Raw genomic sequence first — 25,537 nt, forward strand, 5'->3', positions numbered from 1 at the left:
ATATCGGCAGGTATAATATCAATATTGAGTGTCTGATTATTCCGTGTTATAGTAAACCTTGTGACCTTGCCTGGTGTGATGTCCTCCACCGCTCTGCTATAATCAGTCATGTCCGATACCTTTTTACTATCGATCTCTTTTATAATATCACCTGCTTTCAATCCTGCCACATAAGCAGGAGTTCCTGGAGTAACAAAAGAGATAACAAGCCTATCCGATGAAGATGCCTCTTTTCCTGCAATCCGTGCAAGAACAGGGTCTTTGAGATTATAAAGGTCTATTCCAATACCTCCCCTTCTTTTCTTGAAGTCCTCCTTAGGCATCGCTTTAAGTAGTCTCCAGCTTACTGTATGGACCCACTGTTTGGTTTCGATAAACCGTTTTGCAGCCTTTATCCTGAGTTCTTCTGTAGCGGTCTCTATTTCCTTATCCGTAACCTTTGGACCTGTCGTGGTCGCACAGGCAGAGAGAAAGAGAAGAAGAATCAATATTGTTATTTTCCATTTCCGCTGTTTCAATATCATTTATCTATCCTGCTTAATTTTATTATATCAAACTTTGAAATTGTAAAAGCGATTTTTTTATGTTAGCCTATTTTAGGAAGAAGGAGGTTGCATCTATGCTAAAGAATGATCGATGGATAAAGAAGATGGCACTTGAACATGATATGATTAACCCCTTTGAAGAGAGCCAGGTGAAGTCAGGTGTTATATCCTATGGTCTATCTTCATACGGATACGATATGAGGATCGCAGATGAGTTTAAGATATTCACGAATATCAATACCACTATAGTTGACCCCAAGGATTTCGATACGAGGTCATTTGTTGATTTCAAGGGTGATATTTGTATAGTTCCACCAAATTCATTTGCATTAGGAAAGAGTGTAGAGTATTTCAAGATTCCACGCAATATCCTTACAATATGTCTCGGTAAGTCCAGCTATGCAAGGTGTGGTATAGTTGTAAATGTAACACCTTTTGAACCTGAATGGGAGGGATTTGTGACTATAGAGATATCCAATACCACACCCCTTCCTGCCAAGATATATGCCAATGAGGGTATTGCTCAGGTTATCTTTTTTGAGAGTGATGAGGTATGCGAGGTATCCTATGCAGACAGAAAAGGGAAGTACCAGGCACAGGCAGGGATAACACTTCCAAAGGTATAATAAATACAGTGAGGAGTGAAGAGTGAGAAGTGAAAAGAATGAGTTAAAGCCGGAAGATCGACTTATCGTTGCTCTGGATGTTGAAAGTAATGAAGATGCCACAAGACTTGTAGGATCGCTCAGAGAATATGTAAATATCTTCAAGATAGGCCACCAGCTATTTACAGTTGAAGGGCCCCGTGTAATCGAGATGATTCATAAAAAGGGATGCAGAGTATTTCTTGACCTTAAATATCACGACATACCAAATACTGTTGCAAAGGCAGGAGCAGTCGCTACCCGTATGGGGGTATTTATGTTTAATCTCCACACTCTCGGTGGAACAGAGATGATGCAGAGGTGTAAAGATGCTGTGGTTGAGACATCACTAAAACTCGGAACACAGAGACCGTTGGTTACAGGTGTGACCATACTCACGAGCATAGAGCAAGAGACATTGAATGAATTAGGTATGCCTTTATCTGTGAAGGAACAAGTTAAACATCTCTCGGCAATGGCTTACAGAGCAGGTCTTGATGGTGTTGTTGCATCACCACAGGAGGTAAGAATGATAAAGGATTATCTTGGCGAAGGATTTCTGGTAGTTACGCCTGGGATTCGTACTGGAAATCTACAATTAAAAAGAGGTAATGCTGTTGATGACCAGAAGAGAGTCATGTCTGTTAGGGATGCCATAGATGCAGGCGCTGATTATATAGTAGTCGGACGCCCTATCATAGAGGCAGACGACCCTGTAGAGGCAACAAAAAAGATACTAAAAGAGATTCTTCACCCTTCCTCGTCATTCTGAAGGAGCGTCAGCGACTGAAGAATCTATGAAAGGCAAGATAATGATAGCAAAAGAGAAGATCTTAGATATTCTTTTTGAAAATAATGCCCTACTTAAAGGACATTTTCTACTGAGTTCAGGACTTCATAGCCCTAACTACCTACAGTGTGCCCTTGTACTTCAGCATCCTGAGTATGCCGAGATGCTCTGCAGAGAGATTGCGCAATTATTCAAAGATAAAAAGATAGACCTTGTTACTGCACCTGCCCTTGGAGGTATCATAGTTGCACATGAAGTGGCAAAAGCATTAAAATGTAGGGCGATATTTGCTGAAAGAGTGGAGGGTATACTCACTCTAAGAAGGGGATTTTCTATAAAAAGTGGTGAACGTGTGCTTATAGTAGAAGATGTTATAACAACAGGAGGTTCTACAAGGGAGACAATAGATGTTGTTAAAAGAAATGGTGGGATTGTTGTTGGAGTGGGATGTCTGATAGACAGAAGTGGTGGCAATGCAGATGTCAGTGTTCCATATAAGTCATTGGTTTCTTTCCCTATACCTACATATACCCCGGAGACATGCCCCCAATGCAAAAGTGGGGGTATCCCTGTAAAACCCGGTAGCAGAGGGTAATGACATCTATTCTTCCATCTAAAAATGAATTCCTCAGGGCTGTAAGAAAAGGAAAGATATTTCCTGTTTACACTGAAATAGCCTTTGAAGAGCCAGCCACTGTATTTGAGAAAATCCATGCAGAGGGTCATTCATTCCTCCTTGAAAGTGTAAAGGGGATTAAAAAGATCGGAAGGTATTCGTTTCTCGGCGCAGAACCATACCTTATATTCAGAAATAAAGGGCGTGATACAGAGATAATATGGAAGGGGAAAAGAATTCTTACATCGAGTCCACCACTCAAAAAACTCAGGGAGTTAATGAATGATTATTTTTTAGAGCGTGTTGATGGACTTCCACCTTTTCTATGTGGTGCGGTTGGCTTTATTGGATATGACTTTGTTCATAACTTTGAGAGGCTTCCACAAACTGCACTTGATGACCTGAATCTTCCAGACGCATATTTCATCTTTGTTGATTGCATTGTTGCATTTGATCATTATGATAAAAAGGGCTGGATTATTGCAAGTCCATTAGCAAGAAAACAGGAATTTAACTATGATAATATCACAGGTATTGACTGGGAGGAATATTATGAGGAATCGAGCATACGGATAGAAAGACTCAAAGAGAAAGTTCAAGGTTCAAAAATACAGGGGTCAGGGGTCAGGGGTCAGGGGTCAGAGAAAATTATGAATATAGAGATAAACTATCACATGAAAAAAGAACAATATATGAATATAGTCAGGAGGACAAAGGAATATATTGCCGATGGAGATATTTTCCAAGCAAACCTTTCGCAGAGGTTGTCTGCTGAAACAGGGGATACAGATGCCTGGTCGCTTTACAGGATACTGCGGTCAATCAATCCATCACCTTTTGCAGCATTTCTTGATTTTGGTGAATGTACGATTGTAAGTTCATCCCCTGAAAGATTATTGAAGGTTGAGGAAAGAACGGTTGAGACCCGACCCATTGCAGGGACAAGACCAAGAGGTTTAGATGACAATGGTGATAGAAGAATGAGGGCAGAGCTTCTCATGAATGAAAAGGAAAGGGCTGAGCATATAATGCTTATTGATTTAGAGAGAAACGACCTTGGCAGAGTATGCGATTATGGGAGTATTGAAGTGGATGAATTGATGATTACGGAAGATTACTCCCATGTAATCCATATCGTCTCGAACATAAAGGGAAGACTTGCAGAGGGGAAGGATTGCTTTGATGTGATAAGGGCAGCATTTCCAGGAGGCACAATCACAGGTGTCCCAAAGGTAAGATGCATGGAGATAATTGATGAATTAGAACCAGTAACTAGAGGTCCGTATACAGGTTCAATCGGGTATATAAGCTTTACAGGCGATATGGATCTCAATATTATTATAAGAACATTTGTAATAAAGGACGGAGTTGCCTATGTTCACGCCGGTGCCGGGATAGTAGCAGACTCAGATCCAGAGAGGGAATACTATGAGACCCTTTACAAGGCAGAGGCATTGATAAAGACGATAGAGAAAGTCAGGATTAAGGAGTAAGGATTAAGGATTAGGAGTAAAGGAGATGATCATATATCTTAATGGTGAACTTGTGGAGAGAAAAGATGCTGTGGTCTCTGTCTTTGACCATGGGTTTCTTTACGGTGATGGTATATACGAGACCCTGAGAGCCTACAATGGGAGGGTATTTATGCTTGATGAACACATTGAGAGACTTTTTCGCTCTGCCTCACTCATAAAACTACATCTCCCATTATCTAAAGAGGAAATCAGCACTGCAGTGTATATTACACTCTCTGCCAATGGTCTTAAGGACGCATATATAAGGATTACGGTATCAAGAGGTATGGGTGAAATAGGGCTCGATCCAGATTTATGCCCGATCCCAACTATTGTAATAATAGCGAGAGAACTCAAAGGGTATCCAGAAGAACTCTATGAAAAGGGTATAAAGATAACTATTGTAAATGTCATGAGAAATCACAGAGATGCCCTCAATCCACAGATAAAGTCCCTTAATTTTTTAAATAACATCCTTGCAAAGATAGAGGCAAAGGATAAAGGTGCATACGAAGGGGTTATGCTTAATATAGATGGGCATCTGACAGAGGGGACAATAACCAATATATTCTTCATCAAGGATAGAAGGCTATTAACCCCCTCAATAGATGCGGGGATACTTGATGGTATAACACGGGGGATAGTTTTGAAGATAGCAAGAGAAAAAGGTATGGAGACTGTTGAGGGATTGTTTCACCCTGAAGACCTCTATACAGCAGACGAGGTATTCATCACGAACTCAACGATTGAGATACTTCCTGCGATAGTGGTTGATAACAGAAAAATCAAGGATGGGTTTCCGGGTTTAATAACCATGTGTCTGCTAAAGATCTACAGGGAAGTTGTTGCAGAAAGCCCCCTGTAGCAATCTTCGAAATGTAAGGAATTTTTTATTTTTTTAGCCACGCCATCAACCTTTCAGCTGGAAGGGTATTGAGTATATCACCCTTTTCAAGCCAACCCCTCCTTGCAACAGATACTCCACTATTCATATAATCGAGCTGATTTATGATATGGGCGTCAGTAGAGATAATCAACGGGACACCAAGTTCTTTCGCCCTCTTGCAATATGTATCGTTAAGATCCAGCCTCAACGGGTATGCATTTATCTCAAGGGTGGTGTTGTGTTTCTTTGCCTCTCTTAATATCTCCCCCATGTCTACCTCATAGGCATCCCTTTCACCTAAAAGCCTTCCAGTAGGATGAGCTATAACATCAACATGTGGATTCCTTATAGCCTTTATGATCCGTGATGTGAGTTGTTCCTTTGACTGCTTGAAGCCAGAATGGATCGCAGCCACAACTATATCAAGCCTGGCAAGGATGTCATCCGTATAGTCAAGCGATCCATCTCCTCTGATATTCACCTCTATACCGGCAAGCAGTCTAAAGCCCCTCAGCCGTTTATTTATCTCGTATATCTCACCTTTCTGCTTTATAATGTCCTCATCTGTCATACCTCTCGCTATACCTAAGGACTTGGAGTGATCTGTAATAGCAAGGTATTGATAACCCCTTTTAATCGCCCCTGCCACAAGTTCTTCAAAGGTATGCGCCCCATCACTCCACTTGCTGTGTACATGGAGGTCTCCTTTTATATCAGATAGTTCAAGTAAATCTGGTAGTCTCCTATTTTGAGCAGCCTCTATCTCACCAGTATCTTCCCTTAGCTCAGGTGGTATGTAGGGTAATCCTATTACCCTGAATATATCTTCCTCTTCTTTCCCACCGATTTTCTTCCCTGTATCCTCTCTGAATATACCATACTCATTTATCTTCAAACCTCTCTTCATAGCCATCTCTCTGACACGTATATTATGCGTCTTTGAACCCGTAAAGTAGGCAAGTGCAGCACCATAGCTGTCTTTTTCAACAACCCTCAAATCTACCTGTAAACCTTCATGTGTCACGATTGAGGACTTTGTCTGCCCATGCGCAAGAACCTCTCTTATCTGAGGGAGGTTAACAAACACCTTCATTACCCTCTCTGGGTGGTTTGATGTAGCAAGGATATCTATATCCCTTATGGTATCCTTCATTCTTCTAAGACTGCCAGCAAGAGAAATCCGTTCAACCTCTTTACACATTTTTAATCTATCGAGTATATCCAGTGCGACTGGCAGAACCCTGCCGAGAGGCTGTCGCTCCTTCCCTCTCTTTAGCATCTGAATACCACGGAGTATGTTCTCTTCTGTCTTTTCTTTTATCCCCGGCAGTCCTGCAAGCCTGTGTGATGAAGCCATCTCTTCGAGTTCTTCGATGCTCTTTATATTCAGTCTTTCATAAAAGAGCTTTGCTGTTTTCGGTCCAAGTCCTGGGACAGAAAGCATGTCAACCAGCTCGGATGGAACCTCTTTTTTGATATCTTCGTAGTATTGAAGCCTCCCTGTCGAGATTATCTCCCTTATCTTTTGTGCAAGGTCTTTACCTATACCTGGTATCTGTTCAAGCTCCCCTTCTTTCTCAGAGACCTCAGCAACATCTCTTGATAATGCCTCTATGTTTTGTGCTGCCTTCCTGTACGCCCTTATCCTGAAAGGGTTTTCACCCATTATCTCAAGCAGGTCTGCAATACCATTGAATATCTCTACAACCTCACGGTTCTTCATAGGCATAAATATAAAAATCTTTTTATTGAATAATATCATAATTTATGCGCTTTCGATAATAGGTTTGTTTATGTGGGTTTTTCAGTGTGACTGTTCCCAAAGAGAATCTATGTAGTAAAGAATTTTATTAAGTTTTATAATGTCAGAAGGATAGGTTTAACAATGCCAGATGAAAAGATAAAAGTAATTTCTTACTCTGGTTATCGGGGTGATGAATCTCCAAAGGTATTTATCCTGCATGGAGAGCGTATCAAGGTTATGGAGATTTTAAAGATGTGGACCGAGGAAAGAACAGAGAGCAGGGAAAGGAAAAGGTTTTTCAAAGTAAAAGGAAGCGATGGCTATGAATACATAATTTATTACGATGAGAAGGTGATGGAGTGGTATCTTTCCATTTGACACTGAAATTTAATCCTATATAAGATGTATCCTCTGAGAAACACTTCGAAGAGGGGAAGATAATTTTAGAATCAAGTTTTACAGGCTCGAATGTTAGATGTAATGTTACCTACCCTTTCAATAAAGCAGATATGGAGATGTCTTCATTCAAGTCTTCCCAATGGATTCCAACACCTCTACCAATAAGCCGATATCTTTTTCTCTGTTCCTCAGTTGCATCCCTTAATTTTGGAAACCACTCAAGAGGCACGCTGATTTCTCTTCCATCTATAAGACGAATATGCATCATATTGGGGTCAAACCATATAGTAGATGCCATTGCCTCAGAGGTTTTACCGACCAAAGTACTCATTCCATTAACCAGAGTAAGAAATTACTTTTAGTAACTACTAGTAACTATTAGTTACTATAATTCGTTCACTTCTTTTGCACTATACCCTACGGATTTTGTAATCTGCACAGGTTCAAGCCAGAACTTTGCATAATTGTCATCCGATTCAACAGGAATATGCATAGGTTCGTCGCCTTCATTGCTGAAGAAAAACCTAAATTTTCCAATCTTCAAAATTGTTGGCATAAATAATTATACAGAAAAATAAACCCAAAATAAATGAAAAAAGAAATAGGCTACTCTAAGGTCTTTTAACCACTCAACAGAGACATCTATAAAGGACGTTAGATAGTACTTTATCTAACGTCCTAAATTGATATTTAGTCGGTGTTTTATCTTACAACTTAGAGCATCTTTTTAAGTTCCATCGCATTCTTTACCGCATACCCGAAGGCATCGTTATTAAAATAGATATAGACATCCTTGCCTTCTTTTGACCACCTTTTTATATCCGATGCAGCCCTTTTCAATGCTTTATTGCTGTAAGATGTTGCGTAACTGCCACCTTCTCCGTGTCTTCTTATATAAACAAAATCTGCGGTTGGAGGAACCTTTACACCAAAATCAGGATAATCAGCCATACAGAAGGAGATATTGTTTTCTCTCAGCAGATCGAATATCTCCGCTGAAAACCAACTCTCCTCCCTGAACTCAAATACATTTCTCACATGGAATTCTCTTAACATCTTTATAAATTCTCCAAGCCTTTCTGTATCTGCCTTAAAAGCCGGGGACAGCTGCCATAATATAACAGAGAGTTTTTCCTTGAGGTTTACTACTCTCTCAAAAAATATCTTCAGGGCATCAGATGCATCTTTTAGCCTCTTTATATGTGTTATAAACCTGCTACCTTTCACTGCGAATCTGAAATCTGCTGGTGTCCTCTTATACCAGCCTGTGAATACCTTATCTGATGGAAGCCTGTAAAATGTCACATTAAGTTCTACGGTATTAAAATATTCTGTATAGAATTCGAGCCATTTCCTCTGTGGTAGACCTGAAGGGTAAAAGACACCATCAGCCCAGTGCCTGTAATTATAACCACTTGTTCCGATATAAATAGACATAATGATATTTTAGTTAAAAATATACCATGATTGACAGAATTTGTGTTAAAATTTGGATAAAGAAACGGGAGGGGAAAAGGTGAATGAACTTACAAAATCTCGATAAAAGACTCCCACTTATCCATGAGGCTGACATTAATGAAAAGATTGTCCTCGTCAGGTTTGATCACAATGTTGTAAAGAATGGCATTGTGAGAGACCCTTACAGGATTGACAGGACACTTGGCACCCTCTATAGCATCGTTGAACGTGGAGGGCGACCAATCCTCATGACCCATGTGGGAAGACCCAAAGATAAAAAGACAGGTGAGATAAGGTGCAGCCCTGCGGAATCTGTAGAGCCCATAGTTGAGTATCTCGAACACAAACTCCACACAAAATTTTATATACCAAAATTTAATATTGACCCACAGAAAGGGATAATGGATATTGACACCTCTATTAACCTTGCTATAAAAAACCTGCGTGATAGAAAGATTGGAGGTATATATCTTCCAAATACGAGGTGGTTTCAGGGCGAGGAAGCAGAAGGCTCTCCGAGGGAGAGATTTTCTCTTCAGCTTGCAGGACTTGCAGATATCTATATAAACGATGCCTTTGGTTCCTGGCAGCCCCATGCCTCAACTTATGACATAACAAGATACCTTCCTTCCTATGCAGGTTTCCTCATGCAGCAGGAGATAGAGAACCTGAGTCGCATCATGAACCCTGAGAGACCCTTTGTTGCGGTGGTTGCTGGAGCAAAATACGACACCAAAATAGGTCCCCTCTATGCAATATACGATAAGGTAGATAGTTTAATCCTTGGAGGTGTCATCTACAATACATACATTTGCGCCAAGTATGGTATCTTCATCGAGGGAATTCCTGAAAGAGACATAGGAGCAGCAAAAGACCTTGTGGATATGGACAGGGAAAAAGGCAAGATTGTGGAGCTTCCCTACATCGTTGAATCTGGTACAATGGATGGAAAGATCGAAGGAAAATTCAGAACTATATCCATCAAAGATTTCAAAGAGGGCAAGAAATATGGTTTTATTCTTGATATTGACCCGAGATCTTTTGAAGATAAAAAGGTTTCAGAAACTATAGCCACTGCGAGAACCATCTTTGTCAATGCAGTGATGGGATTCACTCCACACTTCACAGCTGGCTCTGAGGCACTTGACAGAACCATAGATGAGAATACTGTTGCCCTGAAGATGTATGGAGGTGGAGATACCCTCCAGGAGTTCAAGAACCTCTGTCCTGGTCTTTATCTTTCTGTTATGGATAATGCACAATACTATTTCTTTACAGGTGGAGGAACTGTCCTTACCGCTATAGAACAAGGAAGTCCTTATGGATTAAAACCAGTAGAGGCATTAATTCAAAATGCACAGCGAGCGGTTAGCGAACGAATATGAAACAAAGATAATTCCTTACATTTCGAAGCTGAAAGCTTCAAAATAAAGAGAGCGGTAAAAATATAGCCTCTCAGTAAGTCGTAGACAGTTATTTGTTAATTACCTGAATTGCCTTTTTATCATTTACTGTTTTAAGCACACATATCGCAGTCTTGCCCGCACCAGCAGTTCCATAGAGATAGTTGATATTAATACCGGCCGCAGCAATCTTATCAGCCACTTTCTTCATCTCTCCAGGCTTGTTCGGCATCTCCACTGCAATTATATCCTCTTCTTTGATCTCAGCACCGAATTTGCCAAGCGCCTTCTTTGCCTTTGTGTTGCTGTCTGTAATCAGCATAAAATATGCCTTATCTTCCATCTCATAGGCGCAAATAGCATTGATATTAACCTTTGCATCTGATATAACTTTACTGATCTCTGAGAGTAATCCGACCTTGTTTGGCATGATAAGATTCAGCTGTTTTGATTTTTTTGCCTTTGCCATTTTCCTCACCTCCCAAAAATCATTTTACTATTTCCTTCTGGAATGTCAAGCCCAAAATATCTTGATTTTTTACTCCAACCTGTTAAAATAACACCAAAAGCATGGCAGAGGAGAGACCATGTATGAAGAGTTTTTTGGACTCAGAGAGTCACCTTTTAATCTCACACCTGACCCACGATTCCTGTTTCTGAGTCCAAAGCACGAAGAGGCACTATCCAATATACTCTATGGAATAAATGAGAAAAAGGGGTTTATTTTACTTACAGGAGAGATCGGAACAGGAAAGACTACGCTCTGCCGCAAGCTCTTACACTCATTCGACAGCACTGTTCGCAGTGCATTGATACTCAACCCAAATCTTACAACCATAGAGATTCTACAGGCTATAAATCAGGACTTCGGCATACCACTACAGGATGGGCTTAAAAAGAGACTTATAGATGATCTCAATACCTTTCTCCTCGATGCACACTCTGAGGACAAAAATGTCGTATTAATAATAGACGAGGCACAGGACCTTTCACCGGATGCCTTAGAACAGATCAGACTACTCAGTAACCTTGAGACCGAGAAGGAAAAACTACTCCAGATAGTCCTTGTAGGACAGCCTGAACTCAATGAAAAGCTAAAAACGCCACAATTAAAACAGTTAAATCAGAGGATAGCCGTCCGGTATCACCTGCAACCACTAAATAAAAAAGAAACGGAGGAATACATAAACAGAAGGATACAGATCGCCGGTGGAGACTTTTCATTTCCAAAGCAATCGGTAAAAAAGATATATAAGTTCAGTGGTGGGGTACCACGCTTGATAAACCTTGTCTGTGATAGGGCGCTACTTGCTGCATACGCATCTTCAAAAAGGCTGAGAAATAAATTGATCGAAGAGGCTATAGCAGAATTGCAAGGTAAAAAGATAACATATAGAGATAGAGTAGGACTCAGACCTATTCTCGCCGTTCCTGTTATAATAATACTTCTTACTGCAGCTCTTACATTCAAAGAAAATATAAATATTGATATCAGTGGCATAGAAAAGTTTTATTATAAGACTACAGCATTTGTGAGTTCTATTTTAAATAAAGAAGAAGGTAAAGGAAAGCAGGATCAAGCAGAAAAGATGACTATCATTGAAGGATTCGATAAAGATGGAATATTCAGGGTAAATAAGGAAGAAGACTCACCGAAGGCAGTTGTATTCACGCTACTTAAACAATGGGATATAAAGATTTCAGACCTTATGCCTCTGTGGAAAAAACCTATAGATAATCCTCTATCTGCTGCAGACCGTTTTGGTTTTGGTTCATATACTTTTCCTTTATCCATGGAGCGATTAAAAAAGATAGATTTGCCGTGTATAATAGAACTTATAGACGATAAGGAAAATTTTCATCCTGTTGTTGCTGCTGCAATAAGAAGTGATGATGTGGTCATATTTGACCCTCTCTATGGCAAAAAACAATATAAAAAAGATGAATTAGAGAAAAGGTGGAGCGGTAAGGGTATTACCTTATGGAGTAAGATAGATGGAATCGAACTTCCATTTGAACCGAAGGAAGGAACCCAATCGGTAAAAAAACTCCAGGAGTTACTAAAGAAGGCTGGATACTTTCCATACGAACCTACTGGGACAAGGATTCAAAGAACAATCCGAGCACTTAATGAGTTTCAGAAAGCCAATGGGATAAAGGAAGATGGATACCTGGGACCAGAGACTATAGTTTTTCTCTCAAGGATTAATTCGAATAAGAAGATGCCGCGATTAACCAGGGTTGAATAATTTAGGGGGTTGGATTTGAGTATAATCCATGACGCATTAAGAAAGGCCCAGAAAGTCAGTAAAACGGTTGTTACTAAGGAGAGTAAGGATAGGGCAGAGGCATTTCCAGAAGAAAAGAGAGGATTGAGATGGATACTCATACTTGCATTGGTAATCTCTCTTTCTATCCTGGGCTTTATTATAGCTACCCGAACGACGATACTACACAAAATAAGGTATCAACAGTTTCTTGCACCCCTGCAGGAAGTCGTAATCAAAGTTATCAAGAAGGAAAAACCGAGGGAGATAGAAACACCATCTATATCGAAACCATCACCACCTGCACCACCCCATAAAGAGATTGACCATATAAATCTTGGAATGGAATACTACAGGAAAGGTGCTATAAAAGAAGCGATATCGGAATTTAAGACTGCTATAGCAATAAAACCAGACATACCTGAGGTATATAACAATCTCGGTATAGCACTGAGAAGGGCAGGCAGGCTTCAAGAGGCGCTCTCAGCATATAAAGAGGCTATAAGGCTAAGACCTGACTACCCGGAGGCATACAACAATATGGGTGTGGTAAATAACCTCTTGAAGAGATACAATGAGGCTGTGAGCTCTCTTACAGAGGCATTGAGACTTAAACCAAACTATCCTGAAGCACATTTAAACTTAGCCATAGCCTTTGAAAAGTTAGGCAGAATGCCAGAGGCAGAGATGCACTATCATACATTTATGATGTTAGCAGGACCTGAAGATCAGAGGATGGTAGAGATTGTGAGGAGACATCTTCAGGGGTAATGAATATTCTTGGTATAGATACATCTTGTGATGAAACAGCGGCATCTATCGTTAAAGATGGAAAGGTTATCCTCTCAAATATTGTATCCTCACAGGTAGATATACATAAGAAATACGGTGGTATAGTCCCTGAACTTGCTTCGAGAAGCCATATCGAATCAATAATCCCTGTTATAGACGAAGCACTTATGGTCTCTGGAGTAATGCTTAAAGACATATCAGCAATAGCTGTTACCAACGGTCCAGGGCTTATAGGGTCTCTTCTTGTTGGTGTATCGGTTGCAAAGGCTCTCTCATATGCAGCAGGCATCCCCCTTGTAGCAATCAATCATCTCGAAGGACATATCGCATCTCTCTTACCCGAATATGATATAGAGTTTCCATTTGTAGCACTTGTGGTTTCAGGTGGTCATACGAATCTTTACTATACATCTGATATCGGTGATTACAGAGAACTCGGAGTTACAAGAGATGATGCAGCTGGTGAGGCATACGATAAAGTAGCCAAGATGCTCGGACTCGGTTATCCAGGTGGTCCTATTTTAGACAGACTTGCTCAGGAGGGTAATCCTGATGCAATATCGTTCCCGAGGGCGACAGTGCTAGATGGTATGGATTTCAGTTTTAGTGGGCTCAAGACAGCAGTGATGAACTACTTGAAGACAGTGAACAGTGAACAGTGGACAGTGAACAAAAGTCTAATAAAAGACATCGCTGCCAGTTTTCAGGAAGCAGTAGTGGATGTCCTTATTTCAAGACTGATTGAGGCATCAAGGTTAACACAGGTAGAAAGAATTGCCATAACTGGAGGGGTGGCAGCAAACACAACGCTAAGAAAAAAAGCAGAAGAATATGCGGCTTCTGAGGGATTAATGCTATATATTCCTTCACCTCATCTATGCACAGATAATGCCGCAATGATTGCAGTAGCAGGTTATCACTATTTTAAAAAGAATCTATATTCAGATCTAACACTCAATGCAATCGCCTATCTGCCTCTCGGTAGTGTTTCTTAAGACTTTATATTCCCATCAGCTCTCCGAAATCAACAATTGTGATAAACTCTTTTGATTCTTTAATCCGCTTCTTTGAATTTGCCTTTGCCTTAAGGATGATATATTTTATCCCATATTCTTTCGCTGTCCTCAGAACCTCTTCTGTATCATCAATAAGAAAGGTCTTTTCCTTAACAAATCCAAGGCGTTTCTCTGCCTTTTCCCAGAACATAGATGTCTCCTTTGGATAGCCAACATCAAAAGAGGATAGCACTGAGTCAAAGTACCTGCCAATCTCTGTCTTTTTGAGTTTTATGGCAAGGGATTTGTAATGGGCATTTGTTACAAGAAAGACCTTCTTTTTATGCCTTTTTAGCATCTTCAGGAAATCCTCCACATGAGGGTGAACCTCGATGAGGTGTTTTATCTGTTCCTTCAGGGCAGGAATGTCAATATCGAGTTCCTTTGACCAGAAATCGAGGTTTGTCCAGTTCAGGGTCTTCTCATGTGCCTTGTATTTCTTGAAGAGTTCTTCTTTTGCTTTTCCAAAGGTGATGTTATGTTTCTCAGCATACCTTTCTGGTACGAGATGTTCCCAAAAATAGTCATCGAAGTATCTATCAAGGAGTGTGCCGTCCATATCGAGAAGGACAAACTTTATATCGTTCAAAGGGATCGTAACCATATATTACCAACATTATATCCCTTTTTCTTCAAAATCTTCCATAAATTTATTGCCCTGCGGGAGAAAAAAGGGTATGATTTATATCATAGAAATTCAAAGGACTTTTTTTTAATAATTCCTCAATTCTTCAACAGTAGGAACAAAAAGGGAGGTGTATGTATGAGTAAAAAAGCCGCAAGAAATATATTCATCTTCGGCAGTCTTTTCTTCTTAGTAATTCTCGTTATACTTACAGTAGATACTATGGGGAAACTCGATGGTCGTGCGCCAGCGATAACAGAAAAGGTGACCGCCGGCAAAAAAGTATGGCATAAATACGACTGTATCGGCTGTCATACCATACTCGGTAATGGCTCTTATTTTGCACCGGATATGACAAAGATAGCTGAAAGGAAGCCTGTGGAGTATCTAAAGAGATACCTTAAAGATCCTAAATCGGTTAATCCTAACGCATCAATGCCAAAACTTGGCATGAATGATAGAGAAATAGATGACCTGATGGCATTTCTTGAATGGATATCTAAGGTAAACACCAATAACTGGCCACCTAAACCAATACTTGCTACTGCTGTAGCTGGAAGGGAAATGAGTCCTGGACAGGTCGTTTACCAGAACAACAACTGTAGTGTATGCCATGCTATAAACGGGATTGGTGGCACAACAGGTCCTGCTCTCACAAAGGTAGGAGCAAGAAGGGATGCAGACTGGCTGATAAAGTATCTCAAGGATCCAAAATCGGTTGTTCCTAATTCAGCAATGCCATCATTTAAACATCTAAGTGAAAGGGAACTCAAGGATTTAACTGATCATATGTTAACTCTTAAATAGTCAGATGGAGGTAACAAGATGAAATACGAAGGTCAAAAGATTGCGCAGAATTTTTTCACCGCAGCAGTTTTGCTTTCTCTTGTCCAGGTGATAGTAGGACTGATTGCGGCTCTACAGTTTATCTGGCCCGATTTTTTTATCCTCAATTTCAATACAATAAGGACGCTCCACATCAATGCACTGGTGGTATGGCTTCTGCTGGGACTCATGGGGGCAACATATTATGTAATCCCTGAAGAATCAGAGACAGAACTATGGAGTGTGCCTCTTGCCAAGTTCCAGTTCTGGGCAACTGTCATTACAGTCGTGCTTGTTGTCCTCGGTTACATATGGATGGGGATAAATCCACAGGCAAACAGGGAAGTCCTTGGCACACTATTTTTAAATGAGGGGAGGGAATATATAGAGGCGCCGAGGTGGGCAGATCTTCTGATAGTTGTCTCCGTGCTTCTGTTCATCTTCAATAATCTTATGACTGTGATGAAGACCAAAAAATGGACATCCATACAGGGGGTTCTTCTTGGTGGTCTTATATTCCTCGCATTGATGTATCTTCCAGGGATGTTCTTTACATCAAGCATGGTCAAAGACCAGTTCTGGTGGTGGTGGGTTATTCATCTCTGGGTAGAAGGTTCATGGGAGGTCATCGTTGGTGCACTTCTCTGTTTTATGCTGGTAAAACTCACAGGTGCAAAAAGGGAGGTTCTCGAGAAGTGGATGTATATCGAGGTAGGTCTTGTGCTCTTTACAGGAATACTCGGACTTGGGCATCACTACTACTGGATAGGTACACCTGAATACTGGCTATGGATTGGCGGAATATTCAGTGCCCTTGAGCCTATCCCGCTTCTTTTAATGGTATGGGACGCCTTCAGGAATACGAGAGAGATAAGAGGAGAGGTAAAGAATAAGATTGGTCTTTTCTTTGTAGTTGCCCATGCCATATTAAACTTTGTAGGTGCAGGACTGTGGGGTATTATACATACACTTCCTCAGGTGAATAAATGGACACATGGAACACAGATAACTACTGCACATGGACATCTTGCATTCTATGGTGCATACGCACTGCTCATATTTGCTGTGATCTATGTAGCCCTCCCTGAACTGAGAGGGGCAAAGGAGTTTACCCAGAAAAGAGGCTATTATGCATTCTGGTGGATGACCATCTCGATGTTTTTTATTGTACTTACAATCACAGGTGCTGGAATGGTTCAGACCTATATGGAAAGGCTCATGGGGCTTGATTATGTTGCTGTTAAGGCACATTATAATCTCTGGTTCTGGATATTCAGGGCGTTCTTTGGTGTAGGCTACCTTATCGGGATGGTGATATTCGTTATAGACTACTTCAAACTCGGTAAAGAACCTGTGCCTGCAATGAGACCTGCTCCTGAAAGGGTATAAATTAATCCCCCCATGCCCCCTTTAAAAAGGGGGTGAGGGGGGATATTGTTGAAAACCGTCCCACAATTCTTTATCATATTACCATGTCCAAATGGCTCCTTAAAATCTATTTTTTTATCTTTGCATTGACTCTTCCTTCATCAATATCTTATGCAACAGTAGAATATGCTCGACAGACAGGGCTTGAATGCAAGCAATGCCATGTTGAGGCTATTGGAGGTAGTCCACTTACCAAGAGAGGAGAAAAATTTCTCGAGGACATGAAGGTCAAAGGTCTTTATAGACCCTTGACAAAGACACAGAGAGTTGTGCGTTTCTTTATAGGCTACCTTCATCTATTGACAGCAATAGCGTGGTTTGGGACAATCCTTTATGTCCATATCATCTTGAAACCTGTCTATGCTGTAAGAGGACTACCAAAGGCTGAATTATTTCTCGGTTGGATTTCTATAATCATACTGCTTATAACAGGTATCCTCCTTTCTATCGCCAGAATACCATCATGGAAGACACTCTATATGACAAAATTTGGCATACTTTTAAGTATAAAAACATTCCTTTTCCTGATCATGCTCTCAACCGCATTAGTTGTTACATTTTTTATAGGCCCAAAATTAAGAAAGCAGAGAGGTATCGCTAAGAAAAAAGAGTCACAGGATCTTACACTGGATGAGCTATCTCAGTTTGATGGTAAAGAGGGGAAACCTGCATATATAGTCTATAAAGGAGCGATTTATGATGTTACAAAAAGCAAGTTCTGGGAGGGGGGCTCACATGCAAAGAAACATCTATCAGGTCAAGACCTTACCGACGCTATAAATACTGCCCCTCATGGAGAAGAAATTGTTTTATCAATGCCATGTGTTGGAAGGCTGGTGTCGACAATGGAAAAACCATCTAAACCCTTTCATGAAAGGTTGTTTTACTTCTTTGCATACATGAATCTTGTCATTGTATTCCTCATCGTTTTTGTAATCGCTCTGTGGAGATGGGGATAGTCTATGATGTATCTCATAGTTTTACTTCTAAAGCAGGGCTATAAATAAATGCATAAATAATTTGAAAGGAGGATGACATGGAAGTACTTGATCTCAAGAAACTAATAAAGTTTCATCCCGACAGGATTTCGAGGGAGATGCTTTCTGACAAGCCCGAGATGCGTATTGCTCTGATGTGTCTCAATGAAGGGCAAAAACTTGAACCTCATAAGGCACCACTGAGGTTACTTATGTATTGCGTTCAGGGGAAAGGGACATTTGTCGTAGGGGAAGAACGCATAGAGGCAGATGAAAAGACTTGCATCCTTTGTGATCCAATGGTCTCTCACGGTTTTGAGGCTGACAGGGGTGAAAAGCTTGTAGTAATGGCAGTTGTAACACCTGTGGAATGAACTAATCTTTTTCATGTCTTGGTCCAAACAACCTCGCAGCGATTATACCTACTTCGTAGAGTATTATCAGTGGCACAGCCATGAGTGTCTGATTGAAGACATCAGGGGTAGGCGTGAGCAGTGCTGCAACAATGAATGAGGCTAATACGGCGTATTTCCTATGTTTTGCAAGAAACTGGGGTGTAACAAGTCCGAGTTTCGAAAGAAAGGTTATAACAAGTGGCAGTTCAAATACAAGCCCGAAGGCAAGGATGAACTTAAGACAGAAGTCAACATACTTTCCCACAGATAACATAGGTTTCAGGTGTTCGGTTTTGTAAGTTAAAAGAAACTTCATCGCAAATGGGAGCACTACAAAAAAGCAGAATAAGGCACCAATTACAAAGAATGTTGTGCCTATGATTACAAAGGGTAGTGCATAGTGCTTCTCTTTTGAAAGTAACCCTGGAGAGATAAATTTCCAGAGTTGATAGAAGACAACAGGAAGTGCAAGGAATAATCCTGCAATCAGGGATATCTTAAGATGCATCCAGAATGCCTCTGTAGGTGCAAGAAAGATAAGTTCTACAGGATTAGGGTCATTTGTATAAAAGATATATGGATAGGTAGTGCTGATCAGATATTTTGTTGTAAGGGGTGTTTTAAGCCATCCGAGAATGACCTCAGAGTAATTAAATGAAATCAGAAAACCAACACCGATTGCAATAATGGAGGTTATAATCCGCTTTCTTAATTCCGAGAGATGCTCGGTAAGAGGCATCCTCTCATCCGACATGTGTCTTTATTACCTCCTCCTTTTCTTTTCCATGCCCTTTAGTTTCTTCCTCTGCTGTTATCTCCTTTTCTTTCTCCGTGGTAGCCTTCAGATGCCCTTTCTCTGTATTCTCTGTAAGTTCTCCTTGCTTTTCTCCTGTGCTAACAGATTCTGATGGTGTCTTCCAAAGATCATCTGTGCTTTCAGGGATATCTTTGATTTCTGCTTCGATAGATTCTTTTATCCCGTCAGTTGTTCTCCTGAATTCTCCAAGTGCCCTTCCTAAGGATCTTCCAAGTTCAGGAAGTTTCTTGGGACCAAATACAAGAAGAGCAACAATAAATATAACAATAAGCTCTGGCACCCCAAGACCAAACATATCCTTCCTCCCTATCTTAATCGACTATCGACCTTCGACTTTCGACTATTGACTTATGTCCGCTTTCTACAAGTTCAAGAATACCGTCTGTCATTACCGCTTTTATTATCCCTGTCACAGGAACATCACTGTTCACCCATAGCTCCATGTTATTATACATCCCATGTGTGGACATATACTTTTTATCGAAAACTGTTATCTCTTCTTGTTTTTTATCCTTTATCGCATCTAATTTTATCGGCACAATATCCTCAAATATCGTCATCTCACGATAAGCAGATGTGGGTGACTTAATTAATGCCTTTAAAATCTTCCCCTTCTTCTTGTCTATCTTTATCTTTGTAACAGAAAGTGTTTCAGAATCTATCCTTTCTCTTGTAGTAATCTGTATCCAATAATATCTGTCACTTTCCTTCTTTATTATTGAATAGGTGATGTAGAAAGGTCTTGCTACCTTAACAGGCTCAGTTACCACCTTGTAACTCACACTACCTTCAGGACTTATGCTTTTATAAACTACACTGCTTTTCTCCTCGATTGCTGGAGTCCATCTGTATGTAGCGAATGAACCAATCTCTGTTGCCTCAGTTATTAAAGTGAAAAGTGAACAGTGAAAAGTTAAAAGTGAAAAAATAAAAACAAATACTTTTAACTTTAAACTTTTAACTTTAAACTCTTTCTTCATACGACTTCCGACTTTCGACTGTATTTATTCCACCTCTATTACAAAATGGGCACGTCTATTTAGAGCCCATGCCCTCTCGTTATGTCCTGAATCAAGTGGTTTTTCCTCACCGTAACTTACCGTCTTCATACGACTATCTTCAATACCGAGGGCAACAAGATAATCCTTCACACTTCTTGTTCTCTTCTCACCGAGAGCAAGATTGTATTCTCTCGTCCCTCTCTCATCACTGTGTCCTTCGATAATTATCTTGAAGCCCTTTAGCCCTTCAATCTTTTTTGCATTTTCGTTGAGTATCTCCTTCGCGAGTGCAGTTAGACTGCTCTTATCAAATTCGAAATGCACATCCTCAAGGATTATCTTTATTACCGTCTCTTTCAGTGGTAGTGCAGGTACCTTTACCTCAGGCGCCTTCGGCGGTGGAGTTGGAGGTGCATAAAGTTCCTCTGGTTCTGTAACCTTTATAACTCTCCTCTTTTCAGCAGGAAACATAAAGGTAACAGAAAATAGCATCCTGTAATCAGGGCTTGCATCTGTCATACCATAGCCACCACCTACAGTAGCAACTACACCTGAATCAGATATAAATCTGAAACCGAGTCTTCCTTCCAAAGGCTCAGCCTTTCCTGCAAACCTGTTTCTGTTTCCAACAATCTCCCCAAGGAGATGCACCTGTCTTGCCATCGAAAAGTCAATACCAAAACCGTATGTGGTTTCGTTCTTAAGGTTTTGATTGCCTTTATCACCCACAACTGTATATCCGAAATTAAAGACTCCTTTAACAGGACCTAAGCGTTTGCTCACTATGAGTTTTCCTCCAATGTCAGGCTCACCACTACCAAGCCCCTTTGATCTCGGCGCACTCGGCAGGGTAACAAACAATACCGTTCCAGCAGAAGGTGCGGCATCTTTTTCATCAAAAAAGCGATACTTGAGTCCAAGGTTTATATCATCAATATCATTTACTTTATAGTTCCCGCTTTTCCACCATGTATATGGAACATCAACCCCGAGTTCAAACCACCTTGAAATTCCATAAGCCATCTGTAGTGAGAGTGTATTCTGTTTAAACTTTGCAAAATCTCCTGCCATTCCGACTGTTAGGTGATTCTTAGGAGTTGTCTTTGTGCCGAATACAGAAAAGAGACCTGTATCACCGATTGGCTGATAACCTCGTGGCGCTGCGACAGGCACAGCATATGAATTACCTGATGGCAGGAAAAAAAGCAAGCCCCCTATTACTGAAATTATTCCGAGCCTTTTTTTCAACATAATTTAATCCACAGATTAGCAGAAATAACATTCTTCTGTCAATTATCTTATCCACTGAGTCCCCAAAAAGTCTATCGGACTTTTTGGGGTGCCCCGGTAATAGTAAAATCCTCGTCTGTAAAGGCAGGATTAGGTATGAGTTCTTTAAATTTGATTGTCAATCTATTGTTACCATCCTCTATCTTTATCCTATGTGGGAGCCGCATCGTCTCTACTTTTCGGTAGTCGTCATAATAAATAGTCACCATTTTTTCACCCGATTTAGACTTAACTTGAGAGAATAACTCCTGTCTGAGAACATTGAGGTTTCCTTTATCCACCCATACCTTCTTACCATCCTCGAGTAAAAGGACATAGAGATCATTTTCCTGCGTAATAGATTTTATCTTTGAATGTGCACTTCCGAGCAGCAATGCCTGATAGAATTTCCATAGACTGTTTCTCTCTTCCTCTGTATAGAGGTCTGTTTTTCTCACCATGGTTTTATTTAAAGATGGCAGATATACCTTCATCTCACTACCTGCAATAAGTAGGTCGAAGAGGGTAATACCACCAAATGCAAAACCCTGAAGACGAAGCCTGTCGGGCTTCTTTACAAGCAAGGCTCCATTTAAAGACTGCGATACATTCCCCTCAAGTTTAAATTCTACAATCGCCTTATAACCTTTAAATTCCTCAAACCTGTTATTGAGAATCTCTGCAATCTCCTTTGCATCCAGTGTCCTGTCCCTGTATATATCTACCTTCGGCGTTGTAGTAGTGCATGAATAGGCAAAAAGCAATACCAGTAAACTAAATAATATATTTCTTGTTTCCTTTTCTTGCATCTTCTACCTCCTGCCTTTTATCCTCAAATCCCGGCCTATGCATGATACCCCAGGTAAGTTTCTTCCCCTCTTCCACACCTGGCTGATCAAATGGATTTATGTTATACAGTCCTCCAGCATATATGGTCTGAACCTCAAGCATGTAAAGAAGCTGTCCTACGGTAAAAGGGCTTAACTCTGGCATATCTATCCTCATGTTAGGTCTTTTAACCTTCGTAAGTGCTATCTCGGTGGCGCGCTGTTCAGCATTTATGAGTTCTGATAAAGAATGTCCACAAATATAGGAGACATCGTTCATATCCTGAAAAGCAACAGGTATCTCCATAGGCTCTGTAAATCTTTCAACCTTTAGAAATACTATTGTCTTGTCATTTGGCCCCTCCATGTAGAGCTGGAGCTGGGAATGCTGATCTGTTACACCAAGCCCCTTCACAGTGGTCTGACCTGTATATACTTCTTTTCCTGAGAGGTCATACCTTTTTCCGAGACTTTCTGCCCATAGCTGGCGAAACCAGTCAGCGATGTCTTTTAATGCAGCCGAATATGGCATCATCACTGTGACCTTCTTACCCTTTTTTCTCTCTGTAACATACTGGAGTAATGCAGTCATCTGTGCAGGATTTCTCCACGCCTCCAACTCCTGACATCTTTTATCCATTAAGGCTGCACCATTTAATAGTTCTTCTATATCGATCCCTGCAACAGACGCGGGAAAGAGACCAACAGGGGTTAAGACAGAAAAGCGACCAACTACCTTCTCAGGTATCGAGAGAGTCCTGTACCCCTCATCTTCTGCAATCTTTCTGAGGCTTCCCTTCTCAGGGTCTGTGGTGACTATTATGTGTCTCTGGTATCGTTTTCCTACAGTTTCTCTTAGCCTTTCACGGATAATGAGAAATGCCGCAAGGGTCTCTACAGTGTTACCCGACTTGGTAACCACATTGACGGCAGTTCTACTGAGGTCTATGACTTCAAGGAGTCCGAGAAAGGCATCAGGATCAACATTGTCATAAACAAAAACCCTGCTATGTCCCATTCTCCTTTCCCTGGAAAGCATATTATGGAATGGATGGCAGAGGGCAGAAATCAATGCGATTGGACCGAGGGCAGAGCCACCAATACCGAGGACCAGTAAATTGTCAAACTCAGAGGTGATCTCATCTGATAGAGACATTATACCTTTAATATCCTGATAGGGGAGGTCGAGGAAAGGAAGTTCTCCCTTGCTTCTTTTTGACAGTATATCATTGTGAATCCTCTTACATTGATCAGCAAATGAGTCTATCTCATCATCACCTATGCCATGCTTTCTTCCGATTTTCTCTTCCATCATATTATTAAAATCTATGGATATATACATCTCCATGGCAAAACCTCCCCACAATATTTCTCTTCAACTATGTTCTGTCAGCGATGGTTCTTTACATTGTCATTGCGAGCACCCGAAGGGTGCGTGGCAATCTCTTTGAGATTCCTCCCCTTCACTTCGTTCAAGGTCGGAATGACAATTTGGGCAAAGTTACTTATAAAATATTACATCGCTACCCTGATTCTATCCATTAATGTTATTTCTTCCACATAACCCCATAACCTTTCTTCGATTGCTGTAATGAGTCTTCTTAAAGTTTCTTTCTTTATTGCAGAGATAGAAACCCCTCCATATTGCCTACAAACATTCCGGGCAAACAATTCGTCAACGAGGTCTTCTTTATTGAAGATAAGTATCTGCGGGATATGGTCAAGTTTTAGTCTTACGAGTAACCTGTTAACTGTGTCTATATGTTGCTCAAAATTTGGACTACTTATATCAACTACATGTATCAGAAGATTAGCATCCTGCAGTTCATCGAGTGTTGGACGGAATGCACCAAGAAGGTCTTCAGGGATGTCTTTAATAAATCCTACGGTATCTGTGATTATTACATCCCTTTCTCTCGGAAATCGAAGCCTTCTGCTCGATGTATCCAGTGTGGCAAAAAGCAGGTTTTCTGTTCTCACTGAACTTTCCGTGAGAGAATTAAGCAGGGTAGATTTACCTGCATTTGTATAGCCTACGATTGAGAGTATCGGGATGCCGCTCTGTATCCTTCTACTCTTCCGCTGTTTTCTCCCTTTGCTCAATTCCTTCAGTTCTTTCTCGAGATGTGCTATTTTATCTCTAACCCTTCTGCGATCTACCTCGAGCGTTGTCTCACCAGGACCCCTTCCCCCTATACCTCCTGTTAGCCTTGAGAGTGCTGTGCTTCTTTCAGAGAGTCTTGGAAGCATATATTTGAGCTGTGCAAGTTCAACCTGTATCTTGCCATCCCTGCTGTGCGCCCTTCTTGTAAATATATCAAGGATCAATTGTGTCCTGTCTATAACCTTCAGTTCTGTAATCTCGCCCAATGACTTAACCTGTGTGGGCGTCAGGTTTTGATCGAATATAATAAGTGTAGCACCCTTCTGGAGTGCCTTTATTATAAGTTCCTTAATCTTTCCTTCCCCCATCAGATACCTATGGTGGATCTCATGTGGTCTCTGCACAACAGTATCTATTACAACTACATCGTCTGACCTCGCAAGCTCTCTCAGCTCTTCGATTGATTCCTCCTGTTCTATCCTGCTCTTCATAGATACACTAACAAGGATAGCCCTTTCTCTCTGGTCTTTTATATCTATCCCTGAATGTGTGGATTCAAACTCATCCTCAAGGGCACTCACGAATTCATCTACATTAAGTTCAAAACTATGCAGAGGAACAGAAGGCATTACCTCGTAGAGCTTTTCCTGAAGATTAGGTGGAAGCAGATACGCTACCGATATGCTTCCTGGTAGACCATTTTCGAGCACGCCGACTGATGCAATGAAATCAAGGCGAAGTAACGCAAGGTCTGTAAGGTCTTCATGACTCAAAGGTTCGTCCCTGAGATGTGTGTGAACTAACCTCACACCCCTCAGTCTCTTTTTACCGAGGCGGAAGTCTGAAAGCTCTGGTATTACTATCCCCTTTTCATCACCAACGATTACATAGGCAATAAAACCTCTCCTCGTAATGAGTATGCCTATCTGTCTTCCAATCTCCAGTGATAGTTCGGTTAGATAGCGTGCGAGTTCAGGGGTGATTACCTTATCAATAGGAATCCTTCTCCTGTAGATTCTCTCAAGACCTCTGATCTCGCTTGGCTTGAGTCCTGTGGTATTTCCGCATATATTCGCTATGGCCATCTCTCCATGTAAGAATCTATGCTAATATTATCACCAATTATATCAAAAAACAACAAGAAAAAAGGGGACGG

The 25,537-nt window shown here is 40.8% G+C and carries 28 protein-coding genes; 14 read left to right on the forward strand and 14 right to left on the reverse strand.

Annotation, left to right across the window (positions count from 1 at the left end):
* Positions 1-524: PDZ domain-containing protein (locus AB1488_05110; protein MEW6409474.1), on the reverse strand; the 524-nt coding region annotated here is incomplete at its 3' end.
* A 95-nt stretch (positions 525-619) separates the two neighbouring features.
* On the opposite strand from AB1488_05110, the gene dcd reads away from it, so the two are divergent.
* Genes dcd through ilvE form a run of 5 tightly spaced genes read left to right on the forward strand, consistent with a single transcriptional unit; the run spans position 620 to position 4,974 of the window.
* Positions 620-1,171: a dCTP deaminase gene (dcd, locus tag AB1488_05115; protein MEW6409475.1), complete on the forward strand. Its 552-nt coding sequence runs from the start codon at positions 620-622 to the stop codon at positions 1,169-1,171.
* A gap of 22 nt (positions 1,172-1,193) precedes the next feature.
* Positions 1,194-1,961, forward strand: a complete 768-nt coding sequence (pyrF, locus tag AB1488_05120) for an orotidine-5'-phosphate decarboxylase (GenBank protein MEW6409476.1) — start codon at positions 1,194-1,196, stop codon at positions 1,959-1,961.
* A gap of 25 nt (positions 1,962-1,986) precedes the next feature.
* Positions 1,987-2,574, forward strand: coding sequence for an orotate phosphoribosyltransferase (gene pyrE / locus AB1488_05125; protein MEW6409477.1), 588 nt, complete (start codon positions 1,987-1,989; stop codon positions 2,572-2,574).
* Positions 2,574-4,088 (forward strand): anthranilate synthase component I family protein, encoded by a 1,515-nt coding sequence (locus AB1488_05130; GenBank protein ID MEW6409478.1) that lies wholly within the window; start codon positions 2,574-2,576, stop codon positions 4,086-4,088. The genes pyrE and AB1488_05130 overlap by 1 nt, the downstream gene beginning before the upstream one ends.
* Before the next feature lie 25 nt (positions 4,089-4,113).
* Positions 4,114-4,974, forward strand: a complete 861-nt coding sequence (gene ilvE / locus AB1488_05135) for a branched-chain-amino-acid transaminase (protein ID MEW6409479.1) — start codon at positions 4,114-4,116, stop codon at positions 4,972-4,974.
* Positions 4,975-4,999: 25 nt separating this feature from the next.
* On the opposite strand, the gene polX is transcribed toward ilvE, so the two are convergent.
* Entirely contained in the window at positions 5,000-6,718 is a 1,719-nt protein-coding gene (gene polX / locus AB1488_05140) for a DNA polymerase/3'-5' exonuclease PolX (protein MEW6409480.1), read from the reverse strand.
* A 162-nt stretch (positions 6,719-6,880) separates the two neighbouring features.
* Between polX and AB1488_05145 the strand changes: the two genes are divergently transcribed.
* Positions 6,881-7,117 carry a DUF6504 family protein gene (locus AB1488_05145; protein MEW6409481.1) on the forward strand — a complete coding sequence of 79 codons (237 nt, stop codon included), beginning with the start codon at positions 6,881-6,883 and terminating at the stop codon, positions 7,115-7,117.
* 109 nt (positions 7,118-7,226) lie between these two features.
* On the opposite strand, the gene AB1488_05150 is transcribed toward AB1488_05145, so the two are convergent.
* The 3 genes from AB1488_05150 to AB1488_05160 form a co-directional block, all read right to left on the reverse strand.
* The gene (locus tag AB1488_05150; GenBank protein MEW6409482.1) at positions 7,227-7,469 is read right to left on the reverse strand and encodes a DUF2442 domain-containing protein; all 243 of its coding nucleotides are present in this window, start codon (positions 7,467-7,469) and stop codon (positions 7,227-7,229) included.
* A 54-nt stretch (positions 7,470-7,523) separates the two neighbouring features.
* Entirely contained in the window at positions 7,524-7,694 is a 171-nt protein-coding gene (locus tag AB1488_05155) for a DUF4160 domain-containing protein (protein ID MEW6409483.1), read from the reverse strand.
* A 158-nt stretch (positions 7,695-7,852) separates the two neighbouring features.
* Complete coding sequence (locus AB1488_05160) at positions 7,853-8,575, reverse strand: DUF72 domain-containing protein (protein ID MEW6409484.1); 723 nt, start codon at positions 8,573-8,575, stop codon at positions 7,853-7,855.
* 83 nt (positions 8,576-8,658) lie between these two features.
* Between AB1488_05160 and AB1488_05165 the strand changes: the two genes are divergently transcribed.
* The gene (locus AB1488_05165; GenBank protein MEW6409485.1) at positions 8,659-9,981 is read left to right on the forward strand and encodes a phosphoglycerate kinase; all 1,323 of its coding nucleotides are present in this window, start codon (positions 8,659-8,661) and stop codon (positions 9,979-9,981) included.
* Positions 9,982-10,069: 88 nt separating this feature from the next.
* On the opposite strand, the gene AB1488_05170 is transcribed toward AB1488_05165, so the two are convergent.
* Positions 10,070-10,468, reverse strand: coding sequence for an ACT domain-containing protein (locus AB1488_05170; protein MEW6409486.1), 399 nt, complete (start codon positions 10,466-10,468; stop codon positions 10,070-10,072).
* A gap of 118 nt (positions 10,469-10,586) precedes the next feature.
* Between AB1488_05170 and AB1488_05175 the strand changes: the two genes are divergently transcribed.
* From AB1488_05175 to tsaD, 3 genes are read left to right on the forward strand one after another with little or no spacing between them, the layout of a single operon-like run.
* A complete protein-coding gene (locus AB1488_05175; protein MEW6409487.1) occupies positions 10,587-12,248 on the forward strand; it encodes an AAA family ATPase in 1,662 nt (553 codons plus the stop codon).
* A gap of 15 nt (positions 12,249-12,263) precedes the next feature.
* Positions 12,264-13,037 (forward strand): tetratricopeptide repeat protein, encoded by a 774-nt coding sequence (locus tag AB1488_05180; protein ID MEW6409488.1) that lies wholly within the window; start codon positions 12,264-12,266, stop codon positions 13,035-13,037.
* Positions 13,037-14,053, forward strand: a complete 1,017-nt coding sequence (tsaD, locus tag AB1488_05185; protein ID MEW6409489.1) for a tRNA (adenosine(37)-N6)-threonylcarbamoyltransferase complex transferase subunit TsaD — start codon at positions 13,037-13,039, stop codon at positions 14,051-14,053. The genes AB1488_05180 and tsaD overlap by 1 nt, the downstream gene beginning before the upstream one ends.
* A 4-nt stretch (positions 14,054-14,057) precedes the next feature.
* Here tsaD and yrfG read toward each other — a convergent pair whose 3' ends face one another.
* A complete protein-coding gene (gene yrfG / locus AB1488_05190) occupies positions 14,058-14,702 on the reverse strand; it encodes a GMP/IMP nucleotidase (GenBank protein ID MEW6409490.1) in 645 nt (214 codons plus the stop codon).
* 174 nt (positions 14,703-14,876) lie between these two features.
* Here yrfG and AB1488_05195 point away from each other — a divergent pair, with 174 nt between their 5' ends.
* The 4 genes from AB1488_05195 to AB1488_05210 all read left to right on the forward strand — a co-directional run bounded on the left by AB1488_05195 (position 14,877) and on the right by AB1488_05210 (position 18,342).
* Positions 14,877-15,545: a c-type cytochrome gene (locus AB1488_05195; protein ID MEW6409491.1), complete on the forward strand. Its 669-nt coding sequence runs from the start codon at positions 14,877-14,879 to the stop codon at positions 15,543-15,545.
* A gap of 18 nt (positions 15,546-15,563) precedes the next feature.
* Complete coding sequence (locus AB1488_05200; protein MEW6409492.1) at positions 15,564-16,952, forward strand: cbb3-type cytochrome c oxidase subunit I; 1,389 nt, start codon at positions 15,564-15,566, stop codon at positions 16,950-16,952.
* Between the two features lie 83 nt (positions 16,953-17,035).
* The gene (locus AB1488_05205; GenBank protein MEW6409493.1) at positions 17,036-17,950 is read left to right on the forward strand and encodes a CopD family protein; all 915 of its coding nucleotides are present in this window, start codon (positions 17,036-17,038) and stop codon (positions 17,948-17,950) included.
* A 77-nt stretch (positions 17,951-18,027) separates the two neighbouring features.
* A complete protein-coding gene (locus AB1488_05210) occupies positions 18,028-18,342 on the forward strand; it encodes a cupin domain-containing protein (protein ID MEW6409494.1) in 315 nt (104 codons plus the stop codon).
* 1 nt (position 18,343) lies between these two features.
* On the opposite strand, the gene tatC is transcribed toward AB1488_05210, so the two are convergent.
* The 7 genes from tatC to hflX form a co-directional block, all read right to left on the reverse strand.
* Positions 18,344-19,117: a twin-arginine translocase subunit TatC gene (gene tatC, locus AB1488_05215; GenBank protein MEW6409495.1), complete on the reverse strand. Its 774-nt coding sequence runs from the start codon at positions 19,115-19,117 to the stop codon at positions 18,344-18,346.
* The gene (gene tatA, locus AB1488_05220; protein MEW6409496.1) at positions 19,107-19,475 is read right to left on the reverse strand and encodes a twin-arginine translocase TatA/TatE family subunit; all 369 of its coding nucleotides are present in this window, start codon (positions 19,473-19,475) and stop codon (positions 19,107-19,109) included. Before tatA ends, tatC begins: the two co-directional genes overlap by 11 nt.
* Before the next feature lie 16 nt (positions 19,476-19,491).
* On the reverse strand, positions 19,492-20,160 hold the full coding sequence (locus AB1488_05225) for a hypothetical protein (GenBank protein ID MEW6409497.1): 669 nt from the start codon (positions 20,158-20,160) through the stop codon (positions 19,492-19,494).
* Between the two features lie 24 nt (positions 20,161-20,184).
* Positions 20,185-21,432, reverse strand: a complete 1,248-nt coding sequence (gene pal, locus AB1488_05230; GenBank protein ID MEW6409498.1) for a peptidoglycan-associated lipoprotein Pal — start codon at positions 21,430-21,432, stop codon at positions 20,185-20,187.
* A 71-nt stretch (positions 21,433-21,503) separates the two neighbouring features.
* Positions 21,504-22,259: a DUF4292 domain-containing protein gene (locus tag AB1488_05235; protein MEW6409499.1), complete on the reverse strand. Its 756-nt coding sequence runs from the start codon at positions 22,257-22,259 to the stop codon at positions 21,504-21,506.
* Positions 22,225-23,625 (reverse strand): glucose-6-phosphate isomerase, encoded by a 1,401-nt coding sequence (locus tag AB1488_05240; GenBank protein MEW6409500.1) that lies wholly within the window; start codon positions 23,623-23,625, stop codon positions 22,225-22,227. Before AB1488_05240 ends, AB1488_05235 begins: the two co-directional genes overlap by 35 nt.
* Positions 23,626-23,792: 167 nt before the next feature.
* Positions 23,793-25,466, reverse strand: coding sequence for a GTPase HflX (gene hflX / locus AB1488_05245; GenBank protein ID MEW6409501.1), 1,674 nt, complete (start codon positions 25,464-25,466; stop codon positions 23,793-23,795).
* Positions 25,467-25,537 lie beyond the last annotated feature (71 nt).

The sequence above is a fragment of the Nitrospirota bacterium genome, from assembly GCA_040756155.1.
In the GTDB taxonomy this organism is placed as follows: Bacteria; Nitrospirota; Thermodesulfovibrionia; order JACRGW01; family JBFLZU01; genus JBFLZU01.